Here is a 17,564-nt window from a genome sequence, read left to right as displayed (position 1 = left end):
CGTAGGCCTGTTCGACTCGCTTGATAAGCTGCAATCCGCCATTGACTATTTGATGACTCATGGATTCGATCGATCCGAAATCAGCCTGCTCACCGAAGACGCGAAGACGCGCGAAAAGATTGGATCGAAACGCTCGGTCGAAATCGAGGACAGCGATGAAGCTCCTCGCATTTCCTACATCGAAGCCGAGTCGCTTAATGAAGGCAAAGCTGCGCTCATCGGCCTGCTCTTCTATGTTGGCGCCATTGCTGGCGCGATCGCCGTTTGGACCGTCTACGGAAGTTTCGCCGAGGCGATCGTTGCGGGCATTGGCGCTGGTATGGCCGCCAGCCTGGTTGGCGTGGGCGTCGGCGCATTCGTTCGACGTCGTCAGCGCAATTGGGTGCAGGCGCAATTAGCGCGCGGCGGGCTGTTGCTGTGGGCGCGAACCCGGACCGAAGAACATGAACGCGCCGCCATGTCTGCCATGCAGAACAATGGAGGCCACGACGTGCATGTTCATAGGCTGGCGGCATAGGCCTGACGATCCAGACTGATCGCTGCTGACCCTGTTACACCTAATGAAACTCAAATTCTCCGGCGGGTGAGGGGTATTTCTATCGACGCTCATGAACGCATTAACGCCGACAAAGCTCGTCGAATGTCCCTTTGAAGTCCGCGTCGAGGGCTTGCACGACCGGTTCTATGATGTCCGCGACGCTGTTGCGGTCGCCAAGCAGGTCAAAGCGACGAAACGAGCGGCCGACGTCGTGGTCATAGACACACGGACCAAGAAATTGGTGATCAAGGATGATGGCTGAGCGAATTTTCCCGTTGTGCGGCTCGCGGCGCGCGAAAAAGCCCGATCGTCGCCGGCCGGGCTGCGATGGGAGCTACAAGCCTCCCCGACGATCTTTTCGCCATTCCCAAGGCGGTTGAGCCGAGCCGGCCCATAGCCCTCTTTTTGCGTTCTTCGCTTCCTGTTCGGCGCCGATGTGGTCGCTCGAATAGCGACGATACGCGAACGCATGCCCGTTTCGAACAAGCCAAGCCTCTATATCGACGCCGCGCACGGCGCACGTGGCGACAGTGCGGCCGTAGCGATCTGTGTCTCGCTCGCGGCAGGCGACAGGCGACGCGCCGATGAATTCATCGAGAGCCATCGCGGCAATCTGGCCGCAGCGGTAGGACTTGCCAGAGGCGTCAAAACAGGGCTGTCCTTTCTCGGGTGCGTCGATGCCGTGAAGCCTGATACGCTGTCCATGAATTTCGATCGTGTCGCCGTCGATGACCGAGGCGCGGCCAACGACGTCGGCGAGCGCGGCGCTTGAAAGGGTCGCCGCTACGATGGTGATGATGATCCGCTTCATCGAGGCAATCACTTCGGCGCGACCTCCTTTGGCTGCTTGGATTCGATCGCCTTCACTCCGAACTTGGCCGCCTCTGCGGCGCCAGCATTCGGACCCTCGGGCGTGCAGCGTGTCTCCGGCGGGCTCCCGCACTTGCGCCCGACATCAGGCCAGCCGACGCAGCGGCCGTCCGGCGCGCGGTAGCCGGGTCCTCCGCGGCAGCCGCAGCCGCTGCAGGCCTCCGTCTGCGGGATCGCGCCAATGAAGGATAAGAGAACGGAAGCGATGAAAAGCGCCACGCGCATCTATCCGATACTCCGAAGCGCATAGGCGAATGCGACCAGGAAGATCACGAAGAGCGCCAGGCTCGGCCAGTCATAGCGCTCGCGCAGCGGCAGCTTGCGCCACTCACGTTCCGCATCACGGTCCCGGTTGTCTTGCCCGCGCCAGCCCATGAGCGCAGGCTAAAGGAGTTCCTGGAGCGCTGGAAGAGATGAATCCCCCTCCCTACACCTTGCCGCTGCGCATCCTAAAGAGCGGCGAGTCATTCGCCATCGAAGACGCGGGCGGCGCCGGGCGCGCCTATGTCTATTTCGAAGACGAGCCGACGCGGCGAGGGCTGCCGCCTGCGATGGCGGCGGGCGTGTCGGATCGGCTTTGGGAGATTGCAGATATCGTTGCGCTGGTAGAAGCTGCGGAATCAGCCCGCGAAGCGGGGTTCCTATCGGAAACGCGAGTCGGTTTGAGCGACCCTGAGACGATTTGCCGGCAAGTCTATGAAGAGACCGCCGCTCTATACAAGGAAGCCCGTCCGCGGCTCGGATCTGCGGAACTTGGCTTCAGAAATCTGTAGGGGCCCGCCGATCGTCTGTGCACCGTTTCACTCCGTCCACGGCCATCGCTGATCTCCCTGAAACGCGTGACGCGGCGGGACGCAAAATCAGCCACAATTCCGTATGAGGCTGGCGCAAACTGAAAGGTCTCGCCGGAGAGCGCAGCTGTGCGTTTTTGAAGGACGGATGCATGAACGAAGATGAGCTCCGCCGCAATATCGCCCAGTTGCAGGAACTGGTGCGCGGCTCACACATCGCGAGCGCTGGCAAAAATCCTCAGGTCGAGTTCCCTCCTGCGGGGCGCGTCGAGGCTCCCGCGCGGGCGGCCGATCTTGCGAGCGGGCGGGGGACGCAAGCCGCTCCCGACGGTCGAAGACCGGCTCCTCCACTTCGGGGGCGGGGCTCGGAAATCAAAGGTTTTGGGCCGCCAGGGCACGATCGGCAGACGGCTTCTGCGGACATCCTCGCGGAAAGAGCGGAGACGGCGCTGTCGCCTGGGGCCGATCCATCAGATGCTATGCGCGATCATCGCAATTATGAGGACGAACTGGAAGATTTCCTTCCTGAGCACGAGGAACAGTTTTCGACATCCGCGGCCGCCGCCAACGTCATATCACCTCGCTATCTTTTGGGAGCGTCGGCGATCGTCATTGTCCTTGGATTGGGCGCGCTCGCCGCAAGCTTCGCTTTTGACAGATCGACGTATAGCGTGGGGGAGACGGCTCAGAACCTTGAGCCAAAGACGTCCGAGCTGGAGCAGGAGGAGACGCAAGCGCAGGCTATGCCCCGGGACATGCCGGCCGGCGACCCGCAGCTATCTTCGGCGCTTCGGGATAAAGTCGAAGACGCAAGCGAGGCGTCGCCACCCAGCGAGAGCAGACCGGTGGCGAGCGAAGCGAACCGCCCTCCTACCGCTTCGCCACAGCAAGTACAGGATCCGCTTGCGGCGGCGGCTCAGCTCGCGCAGCCAATGGCGAGCTTTAACGCGCCAGCTCTCCCGACGGGCGCTTTCTTGTCGCAGGAGCCCCCACAAGCTCCTGCGGCGGGATCGACAAAAGAAACTCCCGGAAGATCAGGCAAGATCGCTCACGCTCGCGGCGAGACGCCGGTTGAGTCCCTTGCTGGTTCCCCACAATCGCCGCCCAAGAGAGCGTCTCAGCCGCGGCGCCGCTTAGTCAGCGCGCCATCGGAGCGCCCGCGCGCGAAAGCTGCACAGGGTGAGCGGGACGGAGCTCCTCCACAGGAAACGCCTCGTGACACGGCCGGCGCGGAAGCCCACCGGCCCAGCGAGTACATTCTGCAACGCGCGCTCGACGCGCTCAACGGCTCTGAATAAGCACCATGACGCCTCCCGAAATGACCTTTTAGGCGGCCTTTAAGCCGCCCACGCTGTTAACTCATTTAGGCCCCGTCGGCACCGCCGGCGATGCGCCGAACAATCCGCATGACGACGCCGTCGTATGTGTCCGTGACGCGCGCGAGCCAAAGGAAGAGCCGCGCGAGCTTGAGCCGCTATGTTATCGCAATGATGGTGCGAAGCGGCAGACGGTGCAGCCGCGCCTTGACGTTGCTCAGGTCAGTCATCGGCCTGTCCTCCGCATTGCGCCATTGCCGCCCGGCAGGTGCGGTGGGTTGAGCCAAGAATCCATGCAATCGGCGTCGAGTTCACCATCGACGGCGTCGTCACCCTCTTCGTCGCGCGGCCCTGTAGTTCTCTCCCGATCGTCGTCATAGCCGCGCAGCGCCATTTCAGGATGGCCGCGCCCGTGGCCCGTCCAGCCGAGCGAAGGCTCCGCTTCGTCGCTGCTATCCCAAGCGGAGCATCGCCAGGCGTGCTCTTGGTTCATCGCCGTCGTCGCGCCGAGCGCCGGCTCGTCATCGCCGCCGGGCTCAAGCATCTCGCTTTCGTCTTCCCGGTCGTCGTCGGCGCCCTGCGACCTCAGATATTGTGGAAGTGACGCGTCGCGGCTTCCCACGCTCCCCAGGCTTGGCTCATCGTCGCCCACGTCCTCGCATGGCGCGTCGTCTTCTGGCGGGTCGGCGTCCTCAAGATCGGCGTCGGCGTCGATCTGGTCCAATAGGTTCAAGAACGCCTCAACTGCGTCGGCGAGCGCCCTGCGCATGCCGGGACGGATTTCAATGAAAAGCGGCGTCACGTCGGCGTTGTCATTGGCTGTGCTCATGACCGCGCCTCCCGCTCGAAGACCGCGATTGCATTGCGGATGGCGTCGCCAACCACATCGCCGACGTAAAGGTCATTGACCACGTCATCTTCGTCGAGAAAGTCAGCGAGGTGACGGAGCAGCCGCAAGGCGCCCGCGTGCGTCGTCGGGGCTGTCTCGTAGAATGCGCGCTCAGTTGCGCTGGCTACTTGGCTCGCTTCCATGTCTGCGTCGTCCGACTCTTCGACGCGCATCCACATTTTTTGATATTCGCTTGGGGGGCCTTCGAGCTTAGCCAGACCCGCCTCATAGTCCTCATCGGAGCAAAGCCCCATCTCACGCCAAGTTTCCAATCGTCGAGCGGTGAGAATTTCCCTCGGGTCTAGGCCGGCCGCTTTAATCGCTGCCGAGGTATCGCCCCGCAAATCATCAGCAGCTTCCATGATCAAGTCTTTGGCCACCTTCGCGCGCTTAAATTCCGCGAAGGCCGCAAAGATCGGATCATGTTCAGCGACGACGCCAGCAATGGCGGGAAGCCCGGCGACGGGCGCAGCGGCGAGGCCGGCCATGACGGCGCGGCGGGTGGTTGCGGTTTTCATGCTTTGGCTCTCCAGATGCTTATAGGACGCTTATAATCGTCCAATGGCTGCGATCAGGAAGCCGGAGAAAGCCACTAAGTCGTTGCTTTTATTGGTGCCGCTTGAGGGATTCGAACCCCCGACCCCCTCATTACGAATGAGGTGCTCTACCAGCTGAGCTAAAGCGGCAATTGGCGGACGCCCAAAGGCGCGCGGCGGGTCACTCTTATCGGCGCGCGGCGGGTTTTTCAAGCAGCCTCGCGCCCTGCCAGGGCAGGGCCGCTTAAAAAAGGGGAGGGCGCTCAGAATTAACGACGCGGCGCGGTAAAGGCCGAATAGGCCTGTGCGACGGCGCGGGCGATGTCGGGCGTCGCATTGAGCGGCGTGCGGCGCCAGTCCGCGAGCGCGCCGCTCCAGATGCGGACGGCGCCGACCTCGGCGAGCGCCGTGAGATAGGCGTCGATCTTGCCTCGGCGACCGGGCGGCGGAACGACATAGACCGGCGCGGCGGTCGCGATCGCCTCTCCCACCATATTGACGCTGTCGCCGGTGACGATGATCGCGTCGGCGTTCGCCAGCATCGAGAGATAGGGGTTCTCTCCCTCTCCATCCCAGAAGAAGCCGCTCGGGGCGATGAGAGCGCGCCGCAGCCTCTCGCGCAGGGCTGTGGGCGTGCGTCGCGACGCGGTGGCCATCACGCCGCGCCCGCTCGCCAGCAGCGAAGCGGCGACGTGCGCCAGTTCGGCGATGTGCGCCGCGCCATAGGCGCCATGCCGGCTGTCGCCGCCGACAATGAGCGCAATGCGCGGGCGGCGCAGGACGGCGATGCGGGGATCTGGCGCAGCGCGCGCCGCGGCGAGCCGCTCGGGGGTGATGCGGTTGGCGGGCGTCAGCGGCGAGAAGACATTGGCGGCGCGGAGGCGATCGTGGCGCGGCGCGACGATGAGATCGGCCGCGCCGGGCCCGTTCGCGGGCTTGTTCAGATAGACCGTGAATGTTCGCCCGGCGGAGTCGCGCTTCAGCCGCGTGAGCGCTGGGATCGTCCGCCGTCCCGCAGCGATCGCGATATCGGGGTAGGGCGGGGCGTGTGTGAAGCTGTCCCGCGGGTCGGCTGGCGCAAACGGCGCGAGCGCTGCGTAAATCGCGCGCGGCGCGACGCAGCGAATGTCGGGCGCAGCGCCCAGCGCTTCGGCGACGCCGAGCGTCTGCGCCTCATGCCCGGCCCGGCCGTCGGAGAGAATGCGGATTGTCATATGCAGCGGAAGGCCCGGGATGCTCGAAGCGCCCCCTCCCCAGCCCTCCCCCGCTTCGCGGGAGAGGGGGTTCGATCCGGGCCGGTGCGACAAACCGCGTAACCTTCGTGGTTAGGACAGGGACGGGGCGCCGCCCCGCGCCTCACCCAAATGCGACCTTGAGGATCTCGTAGCTCTTGCCGCCGCCCGGCGTCGTCACTTCCACGGTGTCGCCGACGGTCTTGCCGATCAGGGCGCGAGCGATGGGGCTCGTGATCGAGACCCGGCCACTCTTCACATCGGCCTCAGTCTCGCCGACGATCTGATAGGCCTTCTCCTCTTCGGTGTCCTCGTCGACGATCGTGACCGTCGCGCCGAATTTAATCGTCGAGCCCTTGAGCTTCGAGACGTCGATGACTTCGGCGCGCGACAGCTTGTCCTCGAGTTCGGCGATGCGGCCTTCATTGAGCGATTGCGCCTCTTTCGCCGCGTGATATTCGGCGTTTTCTGAAAGATCGCCATGCGCGCGCGCTTCAGAGATCTGCTGAATGATTCGCGGACGGTCCTCCTGCTGTCGGCGGCGCAATTCTTCGGTGAGCGCGGCGTAGCCGCCGGCGGTCATGGGTACCTTGTCCACCATTGCTTTCGCTTTCTGGTCTTTTCTTGAGTTTCGCCAATCACGCGGCGCATCGGCGGAGGTTGCGCCCGCCGAACTGCGGCCATGCGCTAAAGCATAGGCCGCCAAGTGGTGGTCAAATGTTACCGCACCGCCGCTTGCGTCGCCGAACTCCCAAATTCACTTGGTCGCGTTGGGCGGAAAATAGTCCTGCAGCGCCCGGACCCTCAGGTCTCCAGACACATAGGCGCGTATTCCCTGGGCCGCCGCGACCGCCCCCGCCAGGGTCGTATAATAGGGAACCTTATGCAGAAGCGCCGCGCGGCGCAAGGAGCGCGAGTCCGCAAGCGCCTGCGCCCCTTCGGTGGTGTTGAAGACGAGCGCGATCGAGCCGTTCTTGATCGCGTCGACGATATGCGGCCGTCCCTCCGACACCTTGTTCAATTTCTGGGCGGGAATTCCCCGCTCGACGAGGTAGCGCGCCGTGCCGCCCGTGGCGACGATGGAGAAGCCGACCTCCTTCAACAGGCGAACCGCCGGAATGATTCGGCCTTTGTCCGCATCCCTGACCGAGACGAAAACGACGCCCTCGCGCGGAGCCTTGGTGCCGCCGCCGAGCTGGCTCTTGACGAAGGCGGCGTCAAACGAGGTGTCGAGACCCATGACTTCGCCCGTTGAGCGCATTTCGGGGCCAAGGACGGTGTCAACGCCTGGAAACCGCGCGAAGGGGAAGACGGCCTCCTTCACGCCGACATGCGCCGGCTTCGTGTTGAGCGGTTCGAAGTCGACGAGCTTCGCGCCGGCCATCACCCGAGCCGCGATCTTGGCGATGGGGCTGCCAATCACCTTGGCGACGAAAGGCACGGTGCGCGAGGCGCGCGGGTTCACCTCGAGCACGTAGATCTCGCCGTCCTTGAGCGCGAATTGCACATTCATCAAGCCGATGACTCCAAGCGCCATGGCGAGGCTTTCGGTCTGCGCCTCGAGCGCGGCGATCGTCTCGGGCGCGAGCGAGCGCGGCGGCAGCGAGCAGGCTGAATCGCCTGAATGAATGCCCGCCTCTTCGATATGTTCCATCACGCCGGCGATGACGGCCTCGTCGCCGTCGGCGAGACAATCCACGTCGATTTCGATGGCGTCGGTCAGATAGCGATCGAAGAGCAGCGGATTCTTGCCGAGCACCGTGTTGATCTGCCCGGTCTTGTCATTCGGGTAGCGCGCCTTGATCTCGGACGGCACGAGGCTCGGCAACGTGCCGAGAAGATAATCGTCGAGATCGCTTTGATCGCGGATGATCGCCATGGCGCGGCCGCCCAGCACATAGCTTGGGCGCACGACGAGCGGCAGTCCAAGCTCCTGCACGACGATGCGCGACTGCTCCACGGAATAGGCGATGCCGTTTTTGGGTTGTTTCAGCCCCAGCTTGTCGAGGAGCCGCTTGAAGCGATCGCGGTCCTCGGCGAGGTCGATCGAATCGACCGGCGTGCCCAAAATAGGCGCGCCCGCCTGCTCGAGGCCGTGCGCAAGCTTCAGCGGCGTTTGCCCGCCATATTGCACGATGACGCCCACAAGCACGCCGTTGGACTTCTCGACGTCGAGAATTTCGGCGACGTCTTCATTCGTCAGCGGTTCGAAATACAGCCGGTCGGAAGTGTCGTAATCCGTCGAAACCGTCTCCGGATTGCAATTGATCATGATCGTCTCGAAACCGGCGTCGGCGAGCGCGAAGCAGGCGTGACAGCAGCAATAGTCGAATTCGATGCCTTGCCCGATACGGTTCGGGCCGCCGCCCAGAATGACGATCTTGTTCTTTTCCGAGGGATGCGCCTCATTCGCGGGACTGCCTATGAACGGCGTCTCATAGGTTGAATACATATAGGCCGTGGGCGAGGCGAATTCGGCCGCGCATGTATCGATGCGCTTGTAGACGGGCCGCACGTCGAGACGGTGGCGCATGTCGCGCACGTCTTCTTCTTCCAGGCCCGTAAGCGTCGCGAGGCGCGAATCGGAGAAGCCCGCGAATTTGAGCTTGCGAAGATTCTCGGCGTCCTCTGGCAGGCCATATTTCTTGACCTTGTTTTCGAGCGCGACGATTTCCGCGATGCGCTCGATGAACCAGATGTCGATCTTGCTCGCCTCGTGAATGGCTTCAGCGGTCATGCCGAGCCGCAGCGCCTGGCCGACGACGAGCAGCCGGTCCGGCGTCGGCGTGCCGAGCGCGCCGCGCAGCACATTCATGTCGTCGCCTTTTCCGAAGCCTTCGATCTCGATGTCGTCGAGGCCGCAAAGGCCGGTCTCCAGCGAGCGCAACGCCTTTTGCAGCGACTCGGCGAAATTGCGTCCGATCGCCATCACTTCGCCCACCGACTTCATGGCCGTGGTCAATATCGGTTCGGAGCCCGGAAATTTTTCGAAGGCGAAGCGCGGAATTTTGGTGACGATATAATCGATCGTCGGCTCGAAGGAGGCAGGCGTCGCCCCGCCGGTAATGTCATTGGCGATCTCGTCCAGCGTATAGCCGACGGCCAGCCGCGCCGCGACCTTGGCGATCGGAAAGCCGGTGGCTTTCGACGCCAGCGCCGACGAACGCGACACGCGCGGGTTCATCTCGATGACGATCATGCGGCCGTTTGAGGGATCGACCGCGAATTGCACGTTCGAGCCGCCGGTTTCGACGCCGATCTCGCGCAACACCGCGATCGAGGCGTCCCGCATGATCTGGTATTCTTTGTCGGTCAGCGTCAACGCCGGCGCGACGGTGATGCTGTCGCCCGTGTGCACGCCCATCGGATCGATGTTCTCGATGGAGCAGATGATGATGCAATTGTCCGCTTTGTCGCGGACGACCTCCATCTCATATTCCTTCCAGCCGAGAACGCTTTCTTCGACCAGCACTTCATTGGTCGGCGAGGCGTCGATGCCGCGCTCGACGATCTCGATGAACTCCACCTTGTTGTAGGCGATGCCGCCGCCGGTGCCGCCGAGCGTAAAGGACGGACGGATGATCGCCGGCAGGCCGATATCGTCGAGCGCCTCGAGCGCGGCCGCCAATGTCTTGACGTGATGCGAGCGCGGCGTGTCGAGGCCGATTTTCGTCATCGCCTCGCGAAACAGTTCGCGATCCTCGGCCTTGTCGATCGCATGGGCGGTCGCGCCGATCATCTCGATATCGAATTTTTTCAGCACGCCCATTTTTTCGAGACTGAGCGCGCAATTGAGCGCTGTCTGTCCGCCCATCGTCGGCAGCAGCGCGAAGCCGCCGGGCGCCGCGTAGCGCTCCTTCTCGATGATCTTGGCGACGATTTCGGGCGTTATCGGCTCGATATAGGTGCGGTCCGCCATGTCCGGGTCGGTCATGATCGTCGCCGGATTGGAGTTGACGAGAACGATCCGATAGCCTTCCGCCTTGAGCGCCTTGCAGGCCTGGGTGCCTGAATAGTCGAATTCGCACGCCTGGCCGATGACGATGGGGCCGGCGCCGATGATCATGATCGTGGAAATGTCGGTTCTTTTCGGCATGCCGCCTCAGTTGTCATCCGCTCGTCAGCGCTCTTTCGCCCTCATGCCGAGGAGCGCCCTAAGGCGCGTCTCGAAGCAGGAGAGCGAGATGTGTCCAGCGGTTTCCTCGTCCTTCGAGACGGCGGCTGCGCCGCCTCCTCAGGATGAGGAAACCTTTCGTCTTTTGCCCGGCGCACGCCGCGCGGGAGGCGAGCGCGCATAAAAAAGGGCCGCGTTTCCGGCCCCTGGACCGGAACGCGTCCCGAACTTGCCCGTCATTCTGTCGGCGAACCGGCGATGCGGGCGGCGAGCGGGGCGCGCCCGGCTCGAAAGTCGCCGACTGTCTAGACGAGATTGACGGTTATGTGAAGGGGCGGCGGTGGCGGGATAGGAGCCTCGGATCGGCGAGATCGCGCCGCAGGCCGGCGAATTGCGCTATCATTCCCGTTCCTCGACGCTTCGAAATGACGCCCATGCGGATTACGACCTGTTTGCTTTTCCCGATGTTGCTTTTCATCGCCGGCGCCGGGCGCGCCCAGGCCGGCGAGCTTTCCGACGTCCTGGCGCAATGCGCGGCGTGTCATGGCGCGGACGGGATCGCCAAAAGCGCCGACGTTCCACATCTTGCCGGCCAGCACGAACTCTATCTCCTCAACCAGATCAAGGCGTTCAAAACCGGCAGGCGGGCGCATAAGGAGATGCGCTACATGAGCCGCCAGATGTCCGAAGCCGAGATGCGGGACATCGCGCGCCACTACGCAACGATGCCGCGCTGAGCATGTCGACGGCGCGCCAGCTTGCGACTTACGCGTCGGTCGGCGTCGGCGCGACGCTCGCGCACTACGCCATTCTCATCGCATTGGTCGAAGGCGCGGGCTGGCGCGCGGTGCCGGCGACGCTGTGCGGCTATGTGGTCGGCGGCGTTGTGGCCTATCTCCTGAACCGGCGCCATACCTTTGCGAGCGACCGGCCGCATTCTGAGGCGACGTGGCGCTTTGCGCTGGTCGCCTTCGTCGGCTTTTGCGTCACCTATGCGTTGATGAGCCTCTTCGTCGACCGCTGGGCCGCGCCATATCTGCCGGCGCAGATGGTTACAACCGTGCTAGCGATGTTCGTCACCTTCGCGCTGAACCGGCGATGGACATTTGGGTGAAGCGCTGTCTGGCCGTCATGGCCGGGCTTGTCCCGGCCATCCACGTTGTGACATGCCATGAATGCTGCAAGGAGGCCGCAGCGGCGCCGCGTGGATGCCCGCGACAAGCGCGGGCATGACGCTGCTGTGGTAACGCGCGCCTCAACCCGCGATGGGCATTTGGGTGACGTTCGTGCCCGTGCCCGACGTTTTGGAAAGCGAATTCACATGCCCATCCCAATGGACATCCAGCATGCGTCGGAAGAGTTCGAAGCCTTCCTCGCGGACGCGCGCGATCGTTCGGGCCTCGCGACGCGCAATCAGACCTATACGATGACTCAGGGCGTGTTGCAGGCCTTTCGCCGTCGGCTCTCGGTCGCTGACGCCATCCGGTTCGCCGGCGTTCTACCGCCGGTTCTCAGGGCTATCTTCGTCGCCGAATGGAATCCCGAGGAGCCGCAGGCGTCCTTCGGCGATCGCGAGTCCATGATACGCGATATTCAGGCATTGCGGCGCGATCATAATTTCTCGCCGAAGACTTGTATCGACGACGTCGCCGCCGCCTTGCGAGCGCGCGTCGACGAGACCACGTTCGACCGCGTGTTAGCCGCGCTGCCCGCCGGCGCAGCGGACTTTTGGAGGATCTAGGGCCACTTCACCAGCGGCGGCATCGACGAGAGGATCGAGTCGACATTGCCGCCGGTCTTCAGCCCGAAGATCGTGCCGCGATCGTAGAGCAGATTATACTCGACATAGCGGCCGCGCCGCACGAGCTGCTCGTCGCGCTGCGCCGCGCTCCATGGTTTGGCGAAATTGCGCCGCACGAGTTCCGGATAGATCTCGACAAAACTTTCGCCGACGTCGCGGGTGAAGGCGAAATCCTGATCCCAGGCGGAATTTTGCGCGTCTCCCGCGCTGTTGAAATAATCATAGAAAATCCCGCCGATGCCGCGCGGCTCGTTGCGGTGGGGGAGGAAGAAATATTCATCGCACCACTGCTTGAACCGCGCATAGTCGGCGACGGGATGGCGCTCGCAGGCGCCGCGCATCGCGGCGTGAAAGGCGATCGTGTCGGGATCGTCCTGCGTGCGGCGGTCGTCGAGCACCGGCGTCAGGTCGGCGCCGCCGCCAAACCAGGCTTTCGTCGTCACGACGAAGCGGGTGTTCATATGCACGGCGGGAACATTTGGGTTCCAGGGATGCGCGATCAGCGAGATGCCGGTCGCGAAAAAGCGCGGGTCTTCCGCCGCGCCGGGAATCTGCTTGGCGAATTCAGGCGCGAAGGTTCCAAAGACCGTTGAGCAATGCACGCCGGCCTTTTCGAACACGCGGCCCCTGATCATCCCCATGCGGCCGCCGCCCCCCGGCGCGCCGCCGATGTTTCGCGCGGCGCTTCCTAAAGTCGCGTCGCCGATGTTTCGAGCGGCATTTCCTAAAGTCGCGCCGCTGTGGTCCGTCCGGCTCCAGGGCGAGAGAACGAAGCGTCCCGGCGCCTCGGCATCGAGGGCGAACGGACCCGTCGCTTCGTCCTCCAGCGCTTCGAACGCCGCGATGATGCGCAACTGGAGCGACTCGAACCATGCGCGCGCGGCGTCCTTGCGGGCTTCGAGTTGATCCTGCGCGGCGTTCATCGACGTCTCCTCTTGTCGCCGCTTCATCCCGCCGGCGCCGCGCCTTGTCAATTCAGCAGGACTATCGCGCCATCTCCGCGACTTTCATCTTGGAATCACGCCGCGCCGCCGGCGTTCCTGTCGCCGCCGCGAAGCCGGCGCGCAGAAACTGCGCGAGCGCCGTCTTGACGTTTCTGCCGCGCTCGGTGAGCTCGGTGACATAGCAGGAGCGGGGCTCGCCGTTCGGCCACCCACGGTTCCGCGCTTTCGCCTGGCGCATGTCTTCAAGCACCTGCGCCTTGACCTCGCGCGAGTCCTTCATCGTAATGAGTCCATCAGCCGACAAATGCCGGTCCGCATTATGGTCTTCGACCATTCTCTGATTCGGAGACTCGAATTCGCACAGCTTGCCCTGGTCGCCCACATAAAGAAGTCGCTCCACCCAGCTGGCGCGAAGCGATCGAATGTCGACGGGCAGCATGTCCTTCATGTCCGCCGGCAGATCCTGATAGATCGGCGTCGCCTGCGCGATTTGATCCACCCGGAACGCCGCCTTCACATTGAAGCCTTCGATGCTCTCAATCTGCGTGAACTTTACGAACAGCTTGCCGATAGCGCCGCGCGCCTCTGAGAGATTGGTCACAAGCACATAAAGGGCGACGCAGAGAAGCGCGGTCAGCAGAGCCGCATTGAGAGATTTCAATAGCCGCTCCCAAACCATCAGCGAGATGCGAATCGTCTGGTGGGTCATGGCGCCCTCCTAAAATCAATGAATATCGCCTTAATATGCTGCGACGATCGCAGACTAAAAGGTCGTTTCGCCATTGCGCAGTGCGGCGGCGCACCTGTCTAAAGCGCGCGCAACTGCCGGAGCGCCTCGCCCATGACCATCGCCGCGGCGACGGCGACGTTGAGGGAGCGCATGCGCGGCCGCATGGGGATGCGGAGCGCCAGATCGGCGGCGGCGTGGACCTCGTCCGGCGCGCCTGCGGATTCCCGGCCGACGAGCAGAATGTCGCCTTGGCGATAGGCGCAGTCGAGATAGGACGCCGCCGCCCGCGTCGACAGCAGCAGCAGCCGACGGCTCTCGCCCGCCTGGCCGGACGCGGCCCGCCACGCTTGAAAGGCGGCGAAGGATGCGTGTCGGTCAATCGTCACGTGATCGAGATAGTCCATGCCGGCGCGGCGAAAGTCGCGATCGCTTGTGGGAAATCCAGCCGGTCCGATGATCGCCGCGGAGACGCCGAGACACGCGCATGTGCGCAGCATGGCGCCAGCGTTCTGAGGAATGTCCGGCTGATACAAGGCTAACATGAGAGAAGCCATTGGTCCGTTCGCGTGGGAGGAGATACGAATTTGCGGCATATCGCCGCGAATATCGGCAGCGGTCTTGTGCGGCAAGGCGTTTAGCCAAATTTCCCAGTGTCGGCTTGTGGACAGCGGCGGGGATTCGCGTCACATATCACCTCCGCCCCGCCGCAGCCTTGGCATTGCCATGGCGCGGCGCACCGCAGCGATTGGCCGGAAGCGGCGAAACGTGGAACGATCGCCTTGGGCGCAGCCGCTGCCTCGGCCGCGAAGACTTGAGAGCGTTGGGAGAGGTTCGAGCGTGACAAGCAAAGACACCGCCGTAAAACCGGCGGAGCCAAGCCGGCGGGACATTCTCTACATCGCGACGGGCGCCGCCGCAGCAGGCGCCGCGGCCGCCGTGGTCTGGCCGCTGATCGCCCAGATGAACCCGGACGCGTCAACCCTCGCCCTGGCCTCGACGGAAGTCGATCTTTCTTCGGTTCCAGAAGGCCAGATTGTTACCGTGAAATGGCGCGGCAAGCCGGTTTTCGTGCGCCATCGGACGCCGGCCGAAATCAAGGCGGCGGAGGACGTGGCCTTGTCGGCGCTGCCCGACCCGGAGCCCGATTCCAAACGCGTTCAAAAACCTGAGTGGCTCGTCGTCATCGGAGTCTGCACGCATCTCGGCTGCATTCCGACCGGCAAGGAAGGCGAATTCGACGGCTGGTTCTGTCCGTGCCACGGCTCGGTCTACGACCTCTCGGGGAGGATTCGCAGTGGCCCGGCGCCGACGAATCTGGAGGTGCCGCCTTACGCCTTCATCGCCGAAAACAAAATTAAGATCGGCTAGCCAAGGCCAAGCGCCTTCAATTTCCCGCGCGAGATTCCGAGAGCACCAAGCCCATGGAAGGTCATTCCCAATACACGCCCAAGAGCGGCTTCGCTCGCTGGTTGGAGCGCCGTCTGCCGATTTTGAGCTTCATGCATGATTCCTTCGTCTCCTATCCGACGCCAAAAAACCTGAACTATATGTGGGTGTTTGGCGCGATTTTGAGTTTCATGCTCGTCGCGCAGATCGTAACGGGCGTCGTCCTTGCGATGCATTACACTCCGGAAACGACGCTCGCTTTCGATTCCGTCGAAAAGATCATGCGCGACGTGAATTGGGGAACCATTTTGCGCTACGCGCACGCCAATGGCGCGTCGATGTTCTTCCTCGCCGTCTACCTCCACATCTTCCGCGGCATGTATTACGGCTCCTACAAGGACCCGCGTGAGGTCCTGTGGATTCTCGGCGTCGTGATCTTCATGCTGATGATGGCCACGGGATTCCTGGGCTATGTCTTGCCTTGGGGACAGATGTCGTTCTGGGCGGCGACCGTCATCACCAATCTTTTCTCCGCCATTCCCGTCGTTGGAACCGCAATCACGACCTGGCTGCTCGGCGGCTATTCGGTCGACAATGCGACGCTCAACCGCTTCTACGCTTTGCACTATCTGCTGCCGTTCATCATCGTCGCCATCGTCGCGCTGCACGTATGGGCGCTGCATGTGACGGGCCAGAACAATCCGGCCGGCGTCGAGGTGAAGGACGTCAAGAGGGACACGGTTCCCTTCACGCCGCACGCGACCATGAAGGATGCCGTCGGCATCGCGGCTTTTCTCGTCGTCTACGCCTGGCTGACGTTTTTCGTGCCGAATTACCTCGGCCATCCCGACAATTACATCGAAGCCAATCCGCTGGTGACGCCGCCGCATATCGTGCCGGAGTGGTACTTCCTGCCGTTCTATGCGATCCTTCGCGCGATCCCGAACAAGCTGATCGGCGTCATTGCGCTCTTTGCATCGATTTTGATCACCGCGGCGCTGCCGTGGCTCGACACGTCGAAGGTGAAATCGGCCGTGTTTCGGCCGCTGTTTCGCAAGGAGTTCTGGATTTTTGTCGCGGTGTGCATCGGGCTCGGCTATCTCGGGGCGCAGCCCGCTGAAGGCGCATATCTTTGGTTCGCCCGGGTGCTCTCGGCCTATTATTTCCTCCACTTCTTGGTGATTTTGCCGGTCATCGGCAGAATCGAGAAGCCGGAGCCAGTGCCCGAATCCATCGACGCTTCGATCATGCGGGGGAAAACCTCCCATGTCTGAGGCGCACAGAAAATCGCGTCGGCTCATCTCTTCGATGAAGCGCGGGGCGCTCATTTCCATCGCGGTCGCTGCGACGCTCGCGCTGCTCGGCCCTGCCTGGGCTCAGGAGGAGGCCCCGCCGTCCACGACCGATCAGGCCGCCGCGCCTTCCACTCAGGAAAACGATCAAGGCGCCGCGCCTCCCGCGAAGGAAGCTGATAAGGCCGCCGAGCCTCCCGCGAAGGAAGGCGATAACGCCGCTGCGCCTCCAGCGAAGGAAGCAGAGAAGGTCGCGGCGCCTGAGGCCAAGGAGAAGGAAGCGCGGCACGAGAGCGAGCGCCATGAGCAGAAGCCCAAGCGCTTCGATTGGAGCTTCGCCGGCGCCTTCGGCCGCTATGACAAGGCGCAGTTGCGCAGAGGCTTCAAGGTCTACAAGGAGGTCTGCTCCTCCTGCCATTCGATCAAAATGCTCGCCTTCCGCAATCTTTCGCAGCCCGGCGGACCGGAGTTTCCTGAAAAAGAGGTCGAAGCGCTGGCCGCGAGCTATAAGATCAAGGACGGCCCGAATCAGGCGGGCGAATATTTCGATCGGCCGGGTCGCCCGAGCGATCGCTTCCCCGCGCCTTTCGCCAATGAACAGGCGGCGCGCGCCGCGCTGGCCGGCAATTATCCGCCGGATATGTCGGTCTTGGCCAAGGCGCGAGGCTATTCGCGCGGCTTTCCGCTTTTCCTGTTCGACGCTTTGCCGGGCTTTTCCTATCAGGAGCACGGCGTCGACTACATCACCTCGCTGATGGAGGGCTACGAAGACCCGCCGCCAGACGTGAAAATGCCGGACGGACAGTTCTACGACCCCTATATGCCGGGCCGTCGCATCGGCATGCCGCCGCCGCTTTCCGAGGGCGTGGTGACCTATGAGGACGGCGCGCCGCAAACGATCGACCAATACGCCAAGGACGTCGCCGCCTTCATGATGTGGGTCGCCGAACCGCATCTTGAGTCTCGCAAGCGAATCGGGCTCGGCGTTGTGGCCTTTCTGCTCGTCTTCGTCGGGCTGCTCTATTTCACCAAACGCAAGATCTGGTCGAACGTGCCGCATTAGGCGGGGCGCTCGCCGACGCGCCGCGCGCGCCCGGTCGAGCGCGAATTGCGCCGCGAGAGAGC

The 17,564-nt window shown here is 63.2% G+C and carries 18 protein-coding genes, 1 tRNA gene and 1 pseudogene; 9 read left to right on the top strand and 11 right to left on the bottom strand.

Annotation, left to right across the window (positions count from 1 at the left end; all coding sequences use genetic code 11):
* Positions 1-517, top strand: a 517-nt coding sequence (locus tag IYW40_RS01685) for a hypothetical protein (RefSeq protein ID WP_196399170.1), incomplete at its 5' end; no start/stop codon positions are given.
* A gap of 91 nt (positions 518-608) precedes the next feature.
* Positions 609-800 (top strand): hypothetical protein, encoded by a 192-nt coding sequence (locus IYW40_RS01680; protein WP_196399169.1) that lies wholly within the window; start codon positions 609-611, stop codon positions 798-800.
* Between the two features lie 72 nt (positions 801-872).
* Here the strand turns inward: IYW40_RS01680 and IYW40_RS01675 are convergent, their stop codons facing one another.
* Together IYW40_RS01675 and IYW40_RS01670 are read right to left on the bottom strand one after the other, a co-directional pair.
* Positions 873-1,361 carry a thermonuclease family protein gene (locus IYW40_RS01675; RefSeq protein ID WP_348644215.1) on the bottom strand — a complete coding sequence of 163 codons (489 nt, stop codon included), beginning with the start codon at positions 1,359-1,361 and terminating at the stop codon, positions 873-875.
* Entirely contained in the window at positions 1,358-1,627 is a 270-nt protein-coding gene (locus IYW40_RS01670; protein ID WP_196399168.1) for a hypothetical protein, read from the bottom strand. The genes IYW40_RS01675 and IYW40_RS01670 overlap by 4 nt, the downstream gene beginning before the upstream one ends.
* A gap of 326 nt (positions 1,628-1,953) precedes the next feature.
* Between IYW40_RS01670 and IYW40_RS01665 the strand changes: the two are divergent.
* Positions 1,954-2,074 (top strand): annotated as a pseudogene (locus IYW40_RS01665) (IS1 family transposase); the annotation flags it as partial.
* Positions 2,075-3,741: 1,667 nt separating this feature from the next.
* Here the strand turns inward: IYW40_RS01665 and IYW40_RS01660 are convergent.
* The 6 genes from IYW40_RS01660 to carB form a co-directional block, all read right to left on the bottom strand.
* Positions 3,742-4,344 carry a hypothetical protein gene (locus tag IYW40_RS01660; protein WP_196399167.1) on the bottom strand — a complete coding sequence of 201 codons (603 nt, stop codon included), beginning with the start codon at positions 4,342-4,344 and terminating at the stop codon, positions 3,742-3,744.
* Positions 4,341-4,922, bottom strand: a complete 582-nt coding sequence (locus IYW40_RS01655; RefSeq protein WP_196399166.1) for a hypothetical protein — start codon at positions 4,920-4,922, stop codon at positions 4,341-4,343. The genes IYW40_RS01660 and IYW40_RS01655 overlap by 4 nt, the downstream gene beginning before the upstream one ends.
* Positions 4,923-5,014: 92 nt before the next feature.
* Positions 5,015-5,090, bottom strand: a tRNA-Thr gene (locus IYW40_RS01650).
* Between the two features lie 119 nt (positions 5,091-5,209).
* The gene (locus IYW40_RS01645) at positions 5,210-6,154 is read right to left on the bottom strand and encodes a mitochondrial fission ELM1 family protein (protein ID WP_196399165.1); all 945 of its coding nucleotides are present in this window, start codon (positions 6,152-6,154) and stop codon (positions 5,210-5,212) included.
* Positions 6,155-6,296: 142 nt separating this feature from the next.
* Positions 6,297-6,773 (bottom strand): transcription elongation factor GreA, encoded by a 477-nt coding sequence (greA, locus tag IYW40_RS01640; RefSeq protein ID WP_196399164.1) that lies wholly within the window; start codon positions 6,771-6,773, stop codon positions 6,297-6,299.
* Positions 6,774-6,929: 156 nt separating this feature from the next.
* The gene (gene carB, locus IYW40_RS01635; protein WP_196399163.1) at positions 6,930-10,268 is read right to left on the bottom strand and encodes a carbamoyl-phosphate synthase large subunit; all 3,339 of its coding nucleotides are present in this window, start codon (positions 10,266-10,268) and stop codon (positions 6,930-6,932) included.
* Positions 10,269-10,720: 452 nt separating this feature from the next.
* Here carB and IYW40_RS01630 point away from each other — a divergent pair, with 452 nt between their 5' ends.
* From IYW40_RS01630 to IYW40_RS01620, 3 genes are all read left to right on the top strand, one after another.
* Entirely contained in the window at positions 10,721-11,023 is a 303-nt protein-coding gene (locus IYW40_RS01630) for a c-type cytochrome (RefSeq protein ID WP_246720581.1), read from the top strand.
* Between the two features lie 2 nt (positions 11,024-11,025).
* Positions 11,026-11,400, top strand: coding sequence for a GtrA family protein (locus IYW40_RS01625; RefSeq protein ID WP_196399161.1), 375 nt, complete (start codon positions 11,026-11,028; stop codon positions 11,398-11,400).
* Positions 11,401-11,607: 207 nt separating this feature from the next.
* Positions 11,608-12,027 (top strand): DUF2267 domain-containing protein, encoded by a 420-nt coding sequence (locus tag IYW40_RS01620; RefSeq protein ID WP_196399160.1) that lies wholly within the window; start codon positions 11,608-11,610, stop codon positions 12,025-12,027.
* Here IYW40_RS01620 and hemF read toward each other — a convergent pair.
* The 3 genes from hemF to IYW40_RS01605 all read right to left on the bottom strand — a co-directional run bounded on the left by hemF (position 12,024) and on the right by IYW40_RS01605 (position 14,315).
* On the bottom strand, positions 12,024-13,010 hold the full coding sequence (hemF, locus tag IYW40_RS01615; RefSeq protein ID WP_246720580.1) for an oxygen-dependent coproporphyrinogen oxidase: 987 nt from the start codon (positions 13,008-13,010) through the stop codon (positions 12,024-12,026). The two genes, IYW40_RS01620 and hemF, sit on opposite strands and share 4 nt — an antisense overlap.
* 61 nt (positions 13,011-13,071) lie before the next feature.
* Positions 13,072-13,740, bottom strand: a complete 669-nt coding sequence (locus IYW40_RS01610; protein ID WP_196399158.1) for an rRNA methylase — start codon at positions 13,738-13,740, stop codon at positions 13,072-13,074.
* 98 nt (positions 13,741-13,838) lie between these two features.
* Positions 13,839-14,315: a tRNA (cytidine(34)-2'-O)-methyltransferase gene (locus IYW40_RS01605; RefSeq protein WP_196399157.1), complete on the bottom strand. Its 477-nt coding sequence runs from the start codon at positions 14,313-14,315 to the stop codon at positions 13,839-13,841.
* A gap of 283 nt (positions 14,316-14,598) precedes the next feature.
* Between IYW40_RS01605 and petA the strand changes: the two genes are divergently transcribed.
* The 3 genes from petA to IYW40_RS01590 are packed head-to-tail and all read left to right on the top strand — an operon-like array spanning position 14,599 to position 17,502.
* On the top strand, positions 14,599-15,129 hold the full coding sequence (gene petA / locus IYW40_RS01600) for a ubiquinol-cytochrome c reductase iron-sulfur subunit (protein WP_196399156.1): 531 nt from the start codon (positions 14,599-14,601) through the stop codon (positions 15,127-15,129).
* Positions 15,130-15,182: 53 nt separating this feature from the next.
* Positions 15,183-16,421 carry a cytochrome b N-terminal domain-containing protein gene (locus IYW40_RS01595; protein ID WP_175095426.1) on the top strand — a complete coding sequence of 413 codons (1,239 nt, stop codon included), beginning with the start codon at positions 15,183-15,185 and terminating at the stop codon, positions 16,419-16,421.
* Positions 16,414-17,502, top strand: coding sequence for a cytochrome c1 (locus IYW40_RS01590; RefSeq protein ID WP_246720579.1), 1,089 nt, complete (start codon positions 16,414-16,416; stop codon positions 17,500-17,502). Before IYW40_RS01595 ends, IYW40_RS01590 begins: the two co-directional genes overlap by 8 nt.
* Positions 17,503-17,564: the final 62 nt, after the last annotated feature.

Origin of the sequence: Methylocystis sp. H4A, assembly GCF_015709545.1 — a bacterium.
GTDB classification, from domain to species: Bacteria; Pseudomonadota; Alphaproteobacteria; order Rhizobiales; family Beijerinckiaceae; genus Methylocystis; species Methylocystis silviterrae.
This window is presented reverse-complemented; position numbering and strand designations above follow the sequence as displayed.